Annotated in this window: 14 protein-coding genes, 1 pseudogene and 1 riboswitch; of the genes and pseudogenes, 14 read left to right on the top strand and 1 reads right to left on the bottom strand. The window is 25.7% G+C overall.

The window, feature by feature from the left end; translation table 11 throughout:
* The first annotated feature begins 33 nt into the window (after positions 1–33).
* From LEQ07_RS18630 to LEQ07_RS18565, 14 genes are all read left to right on the top strand, one after another.
* Positions 34–288, top strand: a complete 255-nt coding sequence (locus LEQ07_RS18630; protein WP_263331799.1) for a GNAT family N-acetyltransferase — start codon at positions 34–36, stop codon at positions 286–288.
* Positions 289–520: 232 nt separating this feature from the next.
* On the top strand, positions 521–1426 hold the full coding sequence (locus LEQ07_RS18625; protein ID WP_052952053.1) for a YkvI family membrane protein: 906 nt from the start codon (positions 521–523) through the stop codon (positions 1424–1426).
* Between the two features lie 326 nt (positions 1427–1752).
* Positions 1753–2856, top strand: coding sequence for a sensor histidine kinase (locus LEQ07_RS18620; protein WP_161794390.1), 1104 nt, complete (start codon positions 1753–1755; stop codon positions 2854–2856).
* A 103-nt stretch (positions 2857–2959) separates the two neighbouring features.
* Positions 2960–3652: a DUF3298 and DUF4163 domain-containing protein gene (locus tag LEQ07_RS18615; RefSeq protein ID WP_263331798.1), complete on the top strand. Its 693-nt coding sequence runs from the start codon at positions 2960–2962 to the stop codon at positions 3650–3652.
* A gap of 48 nt (positions 3653–3700) precedes the next feature.
* Positions 3701–3931: a YgjV family protein gene (locus tag LEQ07_RS18610; RefSeq protein ID WP_046823408.1), complete on the top strand. Its 231-nt coding sequence runs from the start codon at positions 3701–3703 to the stop codon at positions 3929–3931.
* A gap of 314 nt (positions 3932–4245) precedes the next feature.
* Positions 4246–4959 carry a hypothetical protein gene (locus LEQ07_RS18605; protein WP_263331797.1) on the top strand — a complete coding sequence of 238 codons (714 nt, stop codon included), beginning with the start codon at positions 4246–4248 and terminating at the stop codon, positions 4957–4959.
* Positions 4960–5239: 280 nt separating this feature from the next.
* Positions 5240–6382 (top strand): pyridoxal-phosphate-dependent aminotransferase family protein, encoded by a 1143-nt coding sequence (locus tag LEQ07_RS18600; RefSeq protein ID WP_263331796.1) that lies wholly within the window; start codon positions 5240–5242, stop codon positions 6380–6382.
* Between the two features lie 13 nt (positions 6383–6395).
* The gene (locus LEQ07_RS18595) at positions 6396–6929 is read left to right on the top strand and encodes an ECF transporter S component (protein WP_046823411.1); all 534 of its coding nucleotides are present in this window, start codon (positions 6396–6398) and stop codon (positions 6927–6929) included.
* Between the two features lie 136 nt (positions 6930–7065).
* Positions 7066–7596, top strand: coding sequence for an alpha/beta hydrolase (locus LEQ07_RS18590; protein ID WP_263331795.1), 531 nt, complete (start codon positions 7066–7068; stop codon positions 7594–7596).
* Between the two features lie 50 nt (positions 7597–7646).
* A complete protein-coding gene (locus tag LEQ07_RS18585; RefSeq protein ID WP_263331794.1) occupies positions 7647–7775 on the top strand; it encodes a hypothetical protein in 129 nt (42 codons plus the stop codon).
* 198 nt (positions 7776–7973) lie between these two features.
* A complete protein-coding gene (locus LEQ07_RS18580) occupies positions 7974–11204 on the top strand; it encodes an SNF2-related protein (RefSeq protein ID WP_263331793.1) in 3231 nt (1076 codons plus the stop codon).
* Between the two features lie 122 nt (positions 11205–11326).
* The gene (cspD, locus tag LEQ07_RS18575) at positions 11327–11527 is read left to right on the top strand and encodes a cold-shock protein CspD (RefSeq protein ID WP_021430592.1); all 201 of its coding nucleotides are present in this window, start codon (positions 11327–11329) and stop codon (positions 11525–11527) included.
* 117 nt (positions 11528–11644) lie between these two features.
* Positions 11645–14080, top strand: coding sequence for a DNA helicase RecQ (gene recQ, locus LEQ07_RS18570; protein ID WP_263331792.1), 2436 nt, complete (start codon positions 11645–11647; stop codon positions 14078–14080).
* Positions 14081–14215: 135 nt separating this feature from the next.
* On the top strand, positions 14216–14359 hold the full coding sequence (locus LEQ07_RS18565) for a hypothetical protein (RefSeq protein ID WP_263331791.1): 144 nt from the start codon (positions 14216–14218) through the stop codon (positions 14357–14359).
* A 67-nt stretch (positions 14360–14426) separates the two neighbouring features.
* On the opposite strand, the pseudogene LEQ07_RS18560 reads toward LEQ07_RS18565, so the two are convergent.
* Positions 14427–15034, bottom strand: a pseudogene (locus LEQ07_RS18560) (YitT family protein).
* Positions 15035–15379: 345 nt separating this feature from the next.
* Positions 15380–15479: riboswitch (purine riboswitch) on the top strand.
* Positions 15480–15568 lie beyond the last annotated feature (89 nt).

Below are 15568 nucleotides of genomic sequence, written 5' to 3'. Positions count from 1 at the left end.
AAAAAATTAATAATAATATAGATATATAAATTTATGATACTTGCTTTAGTTAATGATAAAATAATAGGAATAGGAACAATATCATCAAATCAAAAGAAAAAATGTAAGCATGTAGGTATATTAGGGATAGTAATAACTATAAAGATATCGCTTTCAGTAAGAGAAGATAATCCAAGAGCCATAGCCCTATATAAAAAATGTGGATTTGAAATAGAAGGTGTATTAAAAAATGAAACTTATATAGATGAAGAATTCTTTAATATAGTTTGTATGGGAATGATTTTATAATTTTTATTAATTAAATGAATTGAGTAATATAAATAGCCCCCCTCCTATATATTAGTACTATAGTGCTAATATATAGGAGGGGGTTAAAATTACTAAAAACATAAAAGAGATAGTATTACTATCAGGAGCATTTATATCTGTATGTATAGGATCCGGGTTTGCTACAGGCCAAGAAATACTGCAATTTTTCTCAGCTCAAGGAAGCAAAAGCATATTATCAGGAATTGTATGTATGATTATTATGATGTATTGTGGTGCAAAGCTATTTATAATAGGAAAATCAAAAAAATTAAAATATAGCAATGATATATTTTTATATTTATTTGGAAATAAGTTAGGACGTATATTTAAAATAATAATACCGGTTTTTTCGCTTTGTAGCTTTATAGTTATGATTGCAGGAGCTGGAGCAGCCATGAACCAATACTATGGAATAGATAAAAATTTAGGGGGATTCTTGCTTGCAATTATAACTATGATATCTGTTATATTAGGTATGAATAAAGTAGTAGATATATTAGGAAGTATAGGTCCGATAATTGCAATAATTGCAATAGTTGTAAGCTTAATGACTATAAGTATTAACTATGAAAATTTATATAATATAGATAATATAGTAAGTAATCTTAAAATGACAAAAGCTGTTAGTAACTGGCCTATGGCTGCTTTTGTATATAGTGGATTGAATATAATATTTGCAACGCCATTTCTAGTTGGAGCAGGAAAAACTATACATAATATAAAGAATTGTAAATATGCAGGTATTATAGGTGGGTTAATACTTATATTATCTGCTATGTTTATAAACATAGCACTTTTATCAGATATCCAAAATACATATAATCAAGAAATTCCAACACTATATATGGCAAAGCAGATCTCTGTATTAGTCGGTAATGTTTTTTCTATAATACTTATAGCTGGAATATATACTACAGCAGCTCCTCTTCTTTGGAATGTATGTAGCAGTTGTTATTTAGAAAAGTCAAAAGGGTTTAATATAATGGCTATACTTTGTACTATATTAGGCATAATGGGAGGTATGCTCCCTTTTTCATATCTTGTAAGTTTTATGTACCCTATATCAGGTACTATAGGAATTTTAATAATTATATCTTTAATTTTTAGAAAGTGTTAACACTTTCTTTTTTTGTTTTAAATAGGAAATTAGCAAAATATAAATAAATGTATAATGTTTAGTTTAAATATGGAAGAGTTTGAAAATATATGTTAATATTTAAACTAAAGGGGGTGGAGGAGATAGATATTGTCGACTTGATTTTCATGGGGGTACCTGAGGGATTAGTATTTTTTACATCTTTGAGTTTAATAGTAGAAAAAAGGATAAAAAGAATACAAATATTTTATATGACACTGATATATTGTATTTTATGTTATTTTATAAAAAATAATTTTCCTAAGGGTATAAGTACAATTATTTTGATTGGTATAATAATTACAATTATGCAGATTTTTTCAAAAGTAAAATTTATAAGGTGTGTAGTAGCTACCATAATCACAGCATCAACATTATTTTGCTTGGAGATAATATCTGTAACATTTATAAACGTTATAGGGGTTAATCTGGATTATGTTTTAAATAATCAAATTTTAAAAATTTTGATATACTATATACCTATATCTATTATGTTTATGCTTATAAATATGTTTAAGTATAAAAAATTTATTAAGGAAATAGATAGCACTAGTAAATCATATAAAAGTAAAAAAATAGAAGGACTAATATTTTATATAAGTACGTGTATAATTACAGTTGTTGGAATCGTTGTATTTATTGTATATGAAAATAAAAATTTAAAATATGAGGTTTCACAATTTTTAACGTTATTTTTAATGTCAGGGTTTGTTTTGATACTTTCAGGAATGTTATTAGTACTTATAAATTATAATAAAAGAAAAGCCTTAAATGAAATCCAACAAAATCTTATGCAAAATAACTTAAAGCAAATGGAAGACACTGTTGATGCATTGAGAATGCAAAGACATGATTACATGAATCACTTACAAGTTATATTGATGCAAGTATCCAGCGGGAAAAATGAAGATGCTAGAAAATACATACTTGGACTATCTGAGGATGCAAGTAGTGGATTAAGTTGTTTTTGTACAGGCAATTCATATATGGATGCAATTTTAAATACTAAAAAGAGAAGAGCTTTAAGATATGATATACAATTAACTGCTTGTATAGATAGTTTGTTAGAGGGGATAGAGCTATCAGATTCAGAACTTAGTTCAGTAATTTTAAATATAATAGATAATGCTATAGATGAATTAAAAAAATATAATAAAGAATATAAATATATACATGTAGATATTTATAGTGATATAGACTACCATAATATTTCTATAAAAAATAACGGTAGCAAGATTAAAGATATAAAAAAAATCTTTGAACTAGGATACTCATCAAAAGGTAAAAATAGAGGATTTGGGTTGTACTCAATTAAAAAATTACTAGAATCTCACAAATGTAATATTGAGGTTTATAGTGATGATATAGAAACTGAATTTAGTATTCAAATACCTATAATGCAAAGAGCGTAGAACGCTCTTTTTTTTATTCAACCAAAGCATTTAATTTTAAGTTTAAACAAATTTGTAGATTAAACATACTTTATTATAGAATCTATTACTTAGGAGGTTTTATATGGATAATAATACTGAATGTAAAATTAATAATTCTTGTGTAGGGGAATACCTATTAAAAAAAGAAAGTGAGTTTTTAAAATATGAAATTACGTATCCTAAGATTTTAATTTACCCTAAATATATTTACAATAATGATTACAATAAGGGAACAATCCAAAATATAAATACACTAATTTATAATGATATCATTAAATTTAAAGAAAATTTGGAGAAAGAATCGTTAAACTATAAGCAAATTTATAAAAATGGAGATGTTAAATTTAAATACGAAGGCTACTCAAACTTTGATGTAACTTATGATAAAAATAATTTAATAAGTATACCTGTTGAGTTTTACGAGTTTACTGGTGGAGCACATGGGATGACTTACTTGGAATCTTATAATTATGATTTAAATACCGGAGAACGAGTTTTATTAAATGATTTATTTAATAAAGATGTAGATTATAAAAAAATTATAAATCCTTATATAGAAAGTTGCATTAAAAAAAATAAGGAACTATTTTTTGAAGGAAATGAAGGATTTAAAGGGATAAAAGACAATCAAAAATTTTATATGACAGATGATAACTTAGTAGTATATTTTGAAATTTATGAAATAGCTCCATACTATGTTTCAATTCCTAAATTCAATATACCATTAAAAGAAATTGAACAATATTTAAACCTTAAATATATATGCATACAATAAAATAAAAAAAGTAACACTAATCATAATTATATAAAAAGGAGTAGTTTTATGTTTAGTGTTGCCCCAATTGAATATGTAGGATATTTAGCTTCTGTATTTATAGTAATTTCACTAATGATGACATCTATAGTTCAACTTAGAGTAATAAACTCTATAGGATGCATTTTATTTGTTATCTATGGTGTAAGTGTAAATGCATACCCAGTAGCTATATCAAATTTTCTTATTGTGCTTATTAATTTTTATAATTTATATAAGTTATCAAGGGAAAAAAATTGATAGAATAAAGTGACTTATAATTTTTTATTATAGGTCATTTTATTTTATCAATTATAAAATTCAAATAGAAACAAAAATATAGACATTTCATATATTAAAAATAGAACTTATTATAAAAATTATGTAGGGGGTTTTAGCGTGAAGGAAAATAACATACACTTGATGTATTTTAAGTATTTATATAAAAAAGGACTTATAAGTAAACTTACTTATGAGAAAGCAAAAAGGGACTTAATGATAACAGAAATAAATTAGTAACTATAAAATCAACTTTTAATGAAAATTATGTATCTGTAAATGGAGAAGATGATAGGTTGATAGCTAATAAGGAAGATAGTCAATTATCAGATAGATTTATTTTACAAGATGTAGATAATGGCAGTGTTTTAATTCAAACTCAAGAAGGATATTATATTAAAATAGATTCTAAAAATGATTTTTTATTTGCATCGGTTTCAGAAAAGGAAAATGCAACAATATTTACTTTAATGCCTATAAATGATAAAGAGGTAGCATTAAAATCAGATGGTGGGTATTATGTAAAAGTAGAGAATAATGGATATTTAGTAGCTACCGATTTAATTCAAAACGAAAGAACATCTTTTAAAATTAAAGAAGTAACTAAAATAGAGTACACAGATATAGTAATGATTTCTGTATCAGAAGAAAGATTTGTTACAGCAATAGATGGTGGTGGATCATACTTATCTGCAACTGAGTTTAATCAAACTGATAATGAGGAATTTAATATTTTACAATTTTTAGATGGTAATGCTATTATACAAAGCTCAAAAGGATATTATGTAAGGGTAGGAGAAGGTGGCGTATTAATAGCTGATACGAAAAAAATGGAAGAAGCTTCACTATTTAGAGGAGAAAACATAGGAGATCTTTCTAGAGTTTTGAAAACGATAGATGGAAATATTGTAAGAGTTAGAGATACAGACAAATATTTAATTGCAGATTCAAAAGAAATAACAGAAAGTAGTAAATTCAATATTTATAAATCTGTTAGACCTGGTAATTAGATAATTTTTTAAATTATTCATATTAAGTTCATATTAAATTCATAAAAGTGCATTATTATTTAAATATAGGATATACCTCCCAAATAAGTAATAATACAACCCTAAAAACAAAAACATTAACCCTAAAAAAATAGATGCATAATGCATCTATTTTTAGGATTAAAAATTGTATGGATACAAAATGTAAAAACTTTAAAATTTTATAAAAATTGTATCGTTATTGTCTTTTATAATATACAATCAAAACATAGATTTAAATCAAAAGGGGGATATTTTCATTATGAACAATAAAATAGTATATACACCAGGGCCTACTAATGTAAGAGAAAATGTAAGACAAGCTAGATTTATAAAAACTACAAATCCAGATATTGATGTAGACTTTGTTGAATTTTATAAAGAAACTTGTGACGCTTTAGCTAATCTTATAAAAACAGAAAATGATGTGTATTTATTATGTGGAGAAGGAATACTTGGACTTGAAGCAGCCTGCGCTTCTTTAATTGAAAAAGGAGATAGAGTACTAGTTATAGATAATGGGATATTTGGTAATGGGTTTAAAGATTTCGTGAGTATGTACGGTGGCGAGGTAGTCCTTTTTAGCCAAGATCATAGAAACAGTATAAATACAGATGAACTTGAAAAATTTTTAGAATACGATAATGATTTTAAATTTGCAACAATAGTGCATTGTGATACTCCAACCGGCGTTTTGAATGATTTGAGCACAATATGTCCACTTCTTAAGAAACATAATATACTTACAGTTGTAGATTCTGTAGCAGCGATGTTTGGAGAAAAGCTTTTAGTTGACGAATGGAAAATAGATATTATTCTTGGTGGATCACAAAAAGCTTTGTCGGCTCAACCAGGGTTAACGATAGTAAGTTTAAGTGAAGAAGCTAAAAAGTCTATAAAAAATAGAAAAACAAATATAATTGGATTTTATTGTAACTTAAGTATATGGGATAATTATTATGAAAATAAACATTTTCCATATACAATGCCTATAAGTGACATATTAAGTTTAAGAAAAGCTGTGGATAATATAATTGAAGATGAGCTTGAAAATGTTATAACTAGGCATGAAAAAATATCTAAAGCAACTCGAAGAGCATTATCAGAATACGGGTTAAAATTGTTTCTTGAGTCAGGATTTTCTAACACTGTAACAGCTATAGAAATACCAAGAGAAATAGGGGCACTAAATCTGGTGAATTATATTTTAAATACATATAATGTAGTCATAGGGACTTCATTAGGAGAATATAAAAATTCTTTATTAAGATTAGGGCATATGGGTGAAAATGCAAGGCTAGAAAGTATAATATATATTTTAAATATTTTGGAGAAAAGCTTAACCAATTTGGGATTTGAAGGAAATGGATGTTTGGTAAATTTATTTAATAAATACTATGAATAAAAGGAGAATTTGGATGCAATCTGTAACTACTAAAAATAAACAAAAATTCACAACAAAAGATATAGTTGAAACATCTTTACTTATAGCTTTAGTATTTATAGCAACTAGGTTTATTAACATAAGGCTTCCTATAGCATCAAATGGAGGGTTAGTGCATTTAGGGAATACTATGCTCTTTATATCAGCGATAGTATTTGGAAATAAAAAAGGGGCATGTTCAGGAGCATTTGGAATGGCTTTATTTGACTTATTGTCAGAATGGGCTATATGGGCACCATTTACATTTATTATACGAGGAGTAATGGGATATATAATTGGGAGTATAGCATGGTCTAAAAACAAGCAAGGTAATAGCGTAATAACAAATATAATAGCAATAAGTATTTCTGGAGTATGGATGGTAATAGGATACTATATAACAGAATGCATATTATATGGAAATTATATTCAACCGATAGGGTCTATACCAGGAAATATAACTCAGATAGTTGTTGGAATAATAATTGGAATTCCTATATCTAAAGTTTTAAAAAGATATATTAAATAGTAATAAAAAGATTATATCTAAATGATATAGTCTTTTTTAGTTATATTAAAATTGTAAGATATACCAATAAATGGTATAATTTTAGTGAATCAGGAAATCGATGTTAAAGTTGATGTTATAAGGGAGAAGTGGTACATTGGATTTAAAAAAATCGTATAAATTTAATGGTAATAATATAGGGTGTTTATTAATACATGGATTTACAAGTACACCAGCAGAAATGTATCCTTTAGCTAAAGTCTTAAACGATAAAGGTTATACAGTAAATTCTATTCTTTTAAGTGGTCATGGTACAACTCATGATGAATTACTAAAAGTATCTTATATAGATTGGTACAATGATGTTGAAAGTGCATATGAAGAATTGTTATTTGAATGTGAAAAAGTTATTGTAATTGGTCATTCTATGGGAGGACTTTTAGCACTTATTCTAGCATCCAATTATCATATTGATAAATTAATATTATTAGCATGCGCTATTAAGCCTAATAATAGATTAGTTAAATATACAGGTGTATTAAAATATTTTAAAAATATACGGGTTGGGATATATCCAATTCAAAAAAAACTGACGATTGTGATAAATATAGATTACATTATAGCGTTTTTCCATTACATGCAGTTCATCAATTACACCTCGCATCAAGATCAGCTAGTAGTTGCCTAAGGAATATAGATTCAGAAACATTAATTCTTCAAGATAAAAATGATTCACAGGTGAAAAAAGAGGGTGCGTATGCATTATATAATGGGATAAATAGTAATTATAAAAAATTATACTGGATTGATGATGCGACTCATAGTTTAACATTAGGGCCTAAAAAGAAGAGGTTTTTAAGCGAATAATAGATTTTATAGAATTTAAAAATGATGAAATTATTAATAGTTAAAAAAGTACTATACTAAAATTAATTTTAGTATAGTACTTTTTTAGTATTAATAAAATTAATTTGATAAAATTTAAATTAAAAATTTAATTTTATCAAATTATAATTTTAAATATGATATAATAAAAAGATGTTCAAAAAATGAGAGGTGAGAAAATTGCAACTTAAAGAATTAATAGACATGGTAAGAGAAAGTACACAAAAATCGATGTGGGCGAGGGGATATACTTATTATAAAAAAGGAATTGTAGACCAAGTTACACCTCACACAAAAAATGGAATTTTAACAATTGATGGAATAATAGGTGCAGATTTCTCAAATGAAATACATTATACAACACTTGAAATAGACTTAAAGAAAAAAGAAATTATAAGTGCAAGATGTAATTGTATAGACTTTGTAAATAATGAAAATGAAAATAAGAATTTTATATGCAAACACAATATAGCTACTTTTCTTGTTTATATAGATATGTTACAAAGAAAAATAAAGCAACAAAAAATAGATAGAAAGAAAAAAGAACAAGAATTAGACCCATCAACTCAAATTATAAAAATAGCTAATGAAAAATTATCTCAAAATAGAAAAGTAAATTTGGAAATGTCACTAACAAAGCAAAACTCCAACATAGGAAATTATTATCAAGTAAGTTTTAAAATAGGCATAGATAAGATGTATGTATTAAAAAGTATTCCCGAGTTTATATATTCTAGAAGAGAGAATATATCTATAAAATATGGTAAGGATTTTGAGTATAACCCTGTTTCAGACTATTTTTCTATAGAGGATGAGTCTATTATAAATTTTGTAGAAGAGTATATAAACATAGATCAAACTTTATACAAGGATTCTAAAGTAGATGTAAGTCTTATAGATGTAAAACACTTAAATCTATTGGAAAGTGGATTAAAAAACTTTTTAAGAAATATAAGAAACAAAGAAATTATATTCAATTATGATGATAAAGTATATAAAACATATATAAAAAATAATGACATAGATATATATTTTCATATAAATGAAGATGAGGATAACCTTGTACTAAGTTCTAACAGTAAAGATATTTCACTATTAAATTCTAAAGGTGATGTCGTATTGTTAAACAATGCTATATATCTTATATCAGATAAACAATGTTATAACTACGTTCCATTTCATAATATATTTACTAAAAATGGGGATATAACATTTAAGAAAGATGCTGCAGATAGCCTATTTAATGAAGTTCTTCCGGTATTAAAAAGAGCTTCTAAAAATATAGCTTTTGATGAAAACTTAGAAAGTCAAATACGTAATAACTTAGATGCTAAATTTTACTTCGATAAAATTAAAAATAACATTTCTTGTTTTATAGATTATGTATATACTGATGAAACTGAAAGTAAGAAAAATGGATATGTAATTAGAAACTTTAAAAAAGAAAATGAAATAGAGGATACTGTATGCTCTTATGGATTTGAAAGGTCTGGGGATAAATTATTGTGTAAGTTATCACCTGATGAATTATACGAATTTTTTAAAGAAAAGATTTTTGATTTAAATAATATTGGTGAAATTTATTATTCAGATAAATTGAAAAAAGTAAAAGTTTATAAAGGCAGTGATATAAAAGCTAACTTTAACTTAAATAAACAAAATTACTTAGAATTTACATTTAATATAGATGATATAGAAAAACATGAAATAGAAAATATACTAGAAGCATTAAGAAATAAACGTAAATATTATAAGTTAGGAAATGGAAGCTATATAAATCTTGAAGAAGATCAAATGGTTAAATTCCTTGAATTAGTGGATGATATAAAGGATAGGCATATTTCTATAGATAATAATGAACAAATTGATGAAGATAGTAATGAGGTTTCATATAGCTTAGGAAGTGCAAGTTCTATATACTTGAAAAACCTAATAGATGAAAATGAAATTTCTTTTATCAGTGGAATGGATAAAATAGATGAGATATCAACCAGCTTTGAAACTATAAATAATATGGACGTTTTAGTACCTAAAGAGTTAAACGCAAGTCTTAGAGAATATCAAATTCAAGGGTTTAAATGGTTTAAAACTTTAAGTCATCTACAATTTGGAGGAATACTAGCAGATGAAATGGGATTAGGTAAAACTATACAGACTATAGCTTTTTTACTTTCACAAAAAAATAAAAAAAGCATTGTAGTTGCACCTACATCACTTATATATAACTGGAAGAATGAATTTGAAACTTTTGCACCAAATTTAAATATATTAGTTTTACATGGTAGCAAATCAGAGCGTAAAGAAATGTTGAAAAACATAGATGAAAATGATGTTATATTGACAACGTATACTATTTTAAAGAATGATTTTAGTGAATTAGAAAATATAGAGTTTGATTACTGTATAATAGATGAAGCTCAGAACATAAAAAATCCATATTCTCAAAATTCTGAAGCTGTAAAACAAGTAAAAGCTTCTGTTAGATTTGCTCTTACAGGAACTCCGATTGAAAATAATTTATTAGAATTGTGGTCTATATTTGATTTTATTATGCCTGGATATTTATATTCTAAAAATAAATTTCAAGAGAAGTTTTTAAAAACTACTGATAATATAGCAGAGCTAAAAAAGCAAATACAGCCATTTATGTTAAGAAGACTAAAGAAGGAAGTTTTATCTCAACTTCCTGATAAAATTGAAACTAATTTCTTTGTTGAGATGACAGAAGATCAAAAGAAAGTATATAAAACATATGTAGATGATATAAAAGAAAAAATGAAAGACGCAGATTTTAATAAAGATAAGATAACTATATTGTCATATCTAACAACATTAAGACAGCTTTGCTTAGATCCATCTATTAAAATAGATAACTACCATGGTGAAAGTGGTAAAATTAATGTCTTAAATGAAATAGTTAGTGAGAATATTGAAAATAATCATAAAATATTAATTTTTTCTCAATTTACATCTGTATTAAAAAATATAGGAAAAGAACTTGAAAAGGAAAATATAAATTATTTTTATTTAGATGGACAAACTAATCCAAAACAACGTGTTGAGTTAGTTGATGAGTTTAATAAGAATGAAGATGTAAGAGTATTCTTAATATCATTGAAAGCAGGAGGAACAGGATTAAATCTTACATCTGCGGATATAGTTATACACTTTGACCCTTGGTGGAATCCAGCAATTGAAAGCCAGGCTACAGATAGAGCTCATAGATATGGTCAAAAAAATGTTGTTGAAGTTATAAAGCTTATTTCTAAAGGAAGTATTGAAGAAAACATAATCAAACTACAAGAAGACAAGAAAGAGCTTATACAAAAGATTATAAGTGAGGACTTGAAAAATGAGAGCTTTATAAAGATGTTATCTAAGGAAGAACTAATTCATTTAATTACTAATTAAATGAATATTTTAAATATTTATTTGGTAAAACGCTTGTAATTGAGAAATATATGTGATATCATTAACACAAATAGTAAAGAAGTACTGAAAGATTGTGCTTTAATTTTTAGGAGGATTCCATAATGAAACAAGGAACAGTAAAATGGTTTAACAATGAAAAAGGATTTGGATTTATATCTGTAGAAGGTGGAGATGATGTATTTGTACATTTCTCAGCTATACAAAAAGATGGATTCAAATCATTAGAAGAAGGTCAAGCTGTTAACTTTGAAATAGTTGAAGGTGCTAGAGGACCTCAAGCTGCTAATGTTACTTTAGCATAATTTATATATAATATAGTATATAACACTCCTTAAGTATGTTTATGCATATTTAAGGAGTTTTCTTGTTTTGAGAAAAAGTATATTTTATAATAATAAGTATTTTAAAGGAGAAGACGAATGAATATAAAGCCTTTAGATGTACTATCTAAATATTACGGATACCTAGAATTTAGAAAAGGTCAAGAGGATATAATAAATGAAATTATAGATGGTAATGATGTTCTGGCAATTATGCCAACTGGAGGAGGTAAATCCATATGTTATCAAATACCATCTCTTATTTTAAATGGTCTGACAATAGTTATATCTCCTCTTATATCACTTATGAAAGATCAAGTTGACTCATTAAATACAATGGGAATAAATGCAACATTTATAAATAGTTCTTTGTCTGCAATGGAAGTTTTAAACATAATAAAAAACATAGATAATGATAAATACAAAATTATATATATAGCACCAGAAAGATTAGATTCATATGATTTTTTAGAATTAATAAAATCTAAAGAAATAAGCCAAATAGCTATAGATGAAGCTCATTGTGTATCTCAATGGGGTCATGATTTTAGAACTAGTTATAGAAAAATATCTCAATTTATAAATAGTTTAGAACAAAGACCTATAGTTACTGCATTTACAGCGACAGCATCGATGGAAGTAAGAAATGACATTATAAATTTATTAGAACTTAACAATCCTAAATTGTTTATAACTGGTTTTGACCGAGAAAATTTAACTATAACTATAGAAAAAGCCTCAAATAAAAACAAGTATCTATTAGAATATATAAATAATCATAAATCCGAAAGTGGGATTATTTATGCTGCAACTAGAAAAGAAGTAGATAAAATATACGAAGGTCTTAATAAAAGAGGATATAATGTTTCTAGATATCATGCCGGGCTTGGAGCTGAAGAACGAAAATTAAATCAAGAAGGTTTTATAAAAGATGACATAAGTGTTATGGTAGCTACCAATGCGTTTGGAATGGGAATAGACAAGCCTAATATAAGATATGTAATACATTATAATATGCCACAAAGCATAGAAAATTACTACCAAGAAATAGGTAGAGCAGGTAGAGATGGTGAAAAAAGTGAATGTGTACTTTTGTTCACTCCTGGAGATGTACATATACAAAAATATTTAATTGAAATTGGTACAGAAAATCCAAATAGAAAAAATATTCAATATAAGAAATTAAGAGACATGTCAGATTTGGTATACAGCAATGATTGTTACAGAAAAAGCATTATAAATTACTTTGGTGAAGAGTTTAAAGATGAATGTGGAAACTGTAGCAATTGTTTAGATAGTGGAAGTTTGGTTGATAGAACCATAGATGCTCAAAAGGTTATTTCGTGCATAGCTAGAATGAAAAGAAGTTTTGGTATAACTATGATTATAGATGTGCTAAGAGGATCTAAAAATAAAAAAGTTTTACAATTTGGATTTGATAAATTATCTACTTATGGAATAATGAAACATTACTCAGCAGATGATTTAAAAACTTTTATAAATACACTTATATCTCATGGTTTTATAGATTCTATAGATGGAACCTACCCAACCATAAAATTAAATGAAAACTCTATGAAAATCATAAAAGGAGATATTAAAGTAGAGTTCAAAGAAAGTAAAGTATCTAAAAACTTAGAAGTATCAAATGAACTATATGATATACTTAAGCAAATTAGATATAATATATCAAAAGAAGAAAACATAGCTCCTTATATGATATTTGGAGATGGAACTTTAAAAGTTATGTCTAGTAAATATCCAATAACAAAAGAAAATATGTTACAAACTCCAGGTGTTGGAAATGTAAAATATGAGAAGTATGGAGAAATATTTAGAAGTGCAATAATCAAATATGTTGAAGAAAACAATATAAAAACACAGGGTGATTTTATAAGTCCGCAAGATGAAAAATTAGGTTTTATAGATATTAAAACAGATAAAGAACTTTATGAAAAATTATATATAAAAAGAAGTGAACTCGCTAAGAATGAAGGGGTATTGCCAACTATGATAATATCTAAAAATTCATTAAAAGAAATTAGTGGAAGATATCCATCAAATGAAGAACAATTAAATGATATAAGCGGGTTTGGACCTGTAAAAGTAAAAAAATATGGACATGTATTTTTAGACATAGTTAATAGGTACACAGAAGAAAATAATATATCTGAAATTTGGAAAGAAAAAAACAGATTGAAAGTTATAATAGATGGAGATAGTAGAACTAATGAAGAAATAGCATTAGATATGCTAAGAGAATGTATAGCATTGGAAGACATATCTAATGAAATAGAGGTATCTATTTCTACTATATTAGGTTATGTAACAGATATGATAAAGAATGGATCTGAAATAGATTTCAAGGTGAATTTAGAAAAATATTATACTGAAGAAGATGAAGAACATATATTAAAAATATGTGAAGAAGAAGGAATAGACAAGATTAGTATCATAAAGAAAAGATTACCTGATAATATAAAATATGAAGCTATAAGATCTGTAATATTAAAAAAATATTATAATCTTATGTAAATAAAAAAAGAAATGTTAAATAATTGAATTTTAACATTTTCTTTTTGTTTTTATTACAAAAATACTTGACTTTATATCTTAAATGATATACAGTATATTGTATACAATATGTAAACACGAAAGGGGATTTTAATCATGTTAAAAAAATTATCAGAAGTATTCAATGGGTTTTCAAAGCAAATACTTGCTTTAGAGAGAATAAACAGTCAAAGATGTATAGGTAAGGATTTAGATACTACAAAAACTATATTTGAAAATAAAGATAATACTATGAAATAATCATAGTATTTTAAAATTTTAAAGGGATATAAGATTATATTAATATAATCTTATATCCCTTTTATAATTAAACTCTTACAATGTCTTTGTTTTTGTATGAGTATACAAAGTCTATAACTTTTCCACTTACGCTGACCGCAATTAAAGATACAGCTATTTGAGAAAATGATAAATATATTAATGATAAACCTAATATAAAAAAATCACTTATCATATAAACTTTACCAATTTTTAAAGATGTAGTCTTAGAAATTACTAATGCTAAAGCATCGTCTCCACCAGCTGCACCTCCTGCTCTAACAACTAAACCAGATCCTAAACCAACAAAAACACCGGCAATTATACTTCCCAGTATTAAGTTATCAAATTTAGGTATAACTGGACCTATGCTTTCAAAAAAGCTGAATGATAAAGAGAAGCTAATCGTTGCTATTAACGAATACTTAATGAATTTTTACCAAAAAACTTGTATCCTACTAATAGTAGAGCACAGTCTATGATAAGATTTGCTAATGAAAGTCTAATGTTAAATAAATTTTTTAACAGTAGTAAAAATCCTAACACTCCACCTTCCGTAATGTTGTTTTGAAAATTAAAATTATAAACTCCAAATGATAGTATAATAGAACCTATCAGTACTAGTAGAATTTGTTCTACAGATCGCCGCCTGGCCATAATATCCCTTCCTTTTTCTTGTATTTAATAACATTATATATAATAAATACAAATTTGTATACAGCAAAAAAGCAAACTAAATATTATACGAAAAAAACAGAGAATTTGACAATCGATTTTATGAAGTTTTTTGTTTTTACAAAAAATCCAAATAGAAGCTAGTTATTTCAACAGTTATAGCTATGTATAAAAAATAAAAAATTTATATTAATTGTTATTAAGTTTAGTTTTTCTAATCTTTAGTTTATATTAATTTTTGTTTTATTTAGTAAAACTAAACTAACAAAACATGTTTTATATTAATTTTTAAAATAGTTGACATTGTTAGATTTTATGATACAATCATAACAATATAAAAATTAACTTTGTATAATCCCAATAATATGGTTTGGGAGTTTCTACCAGGTTCCGAAAAATCCTGATTACAAAGAAAATGCTTAATGTATTTTCTTTGTAATCAGGATTTTTTGCATTTTTACAGATTTAATATATAAAATAAATAATAAAAATAAATAATATATAAGGAGAGAATAA

The sequence above is a fragment of the Paraclostridium sp. AKS73 genome, assembly GCF_025671395.1.
Lineage (GTDB): Bacteria > Bacillota > Clostridia > Peptostreptococcales > Peptostreptococcaceae > Paraclostridium > Paraclostridium benzoelyticum.
Note: the sequence above shows the minus strand (reverse complement) of the source record. Positions and strands in the feature narration are given on the sequence as shown.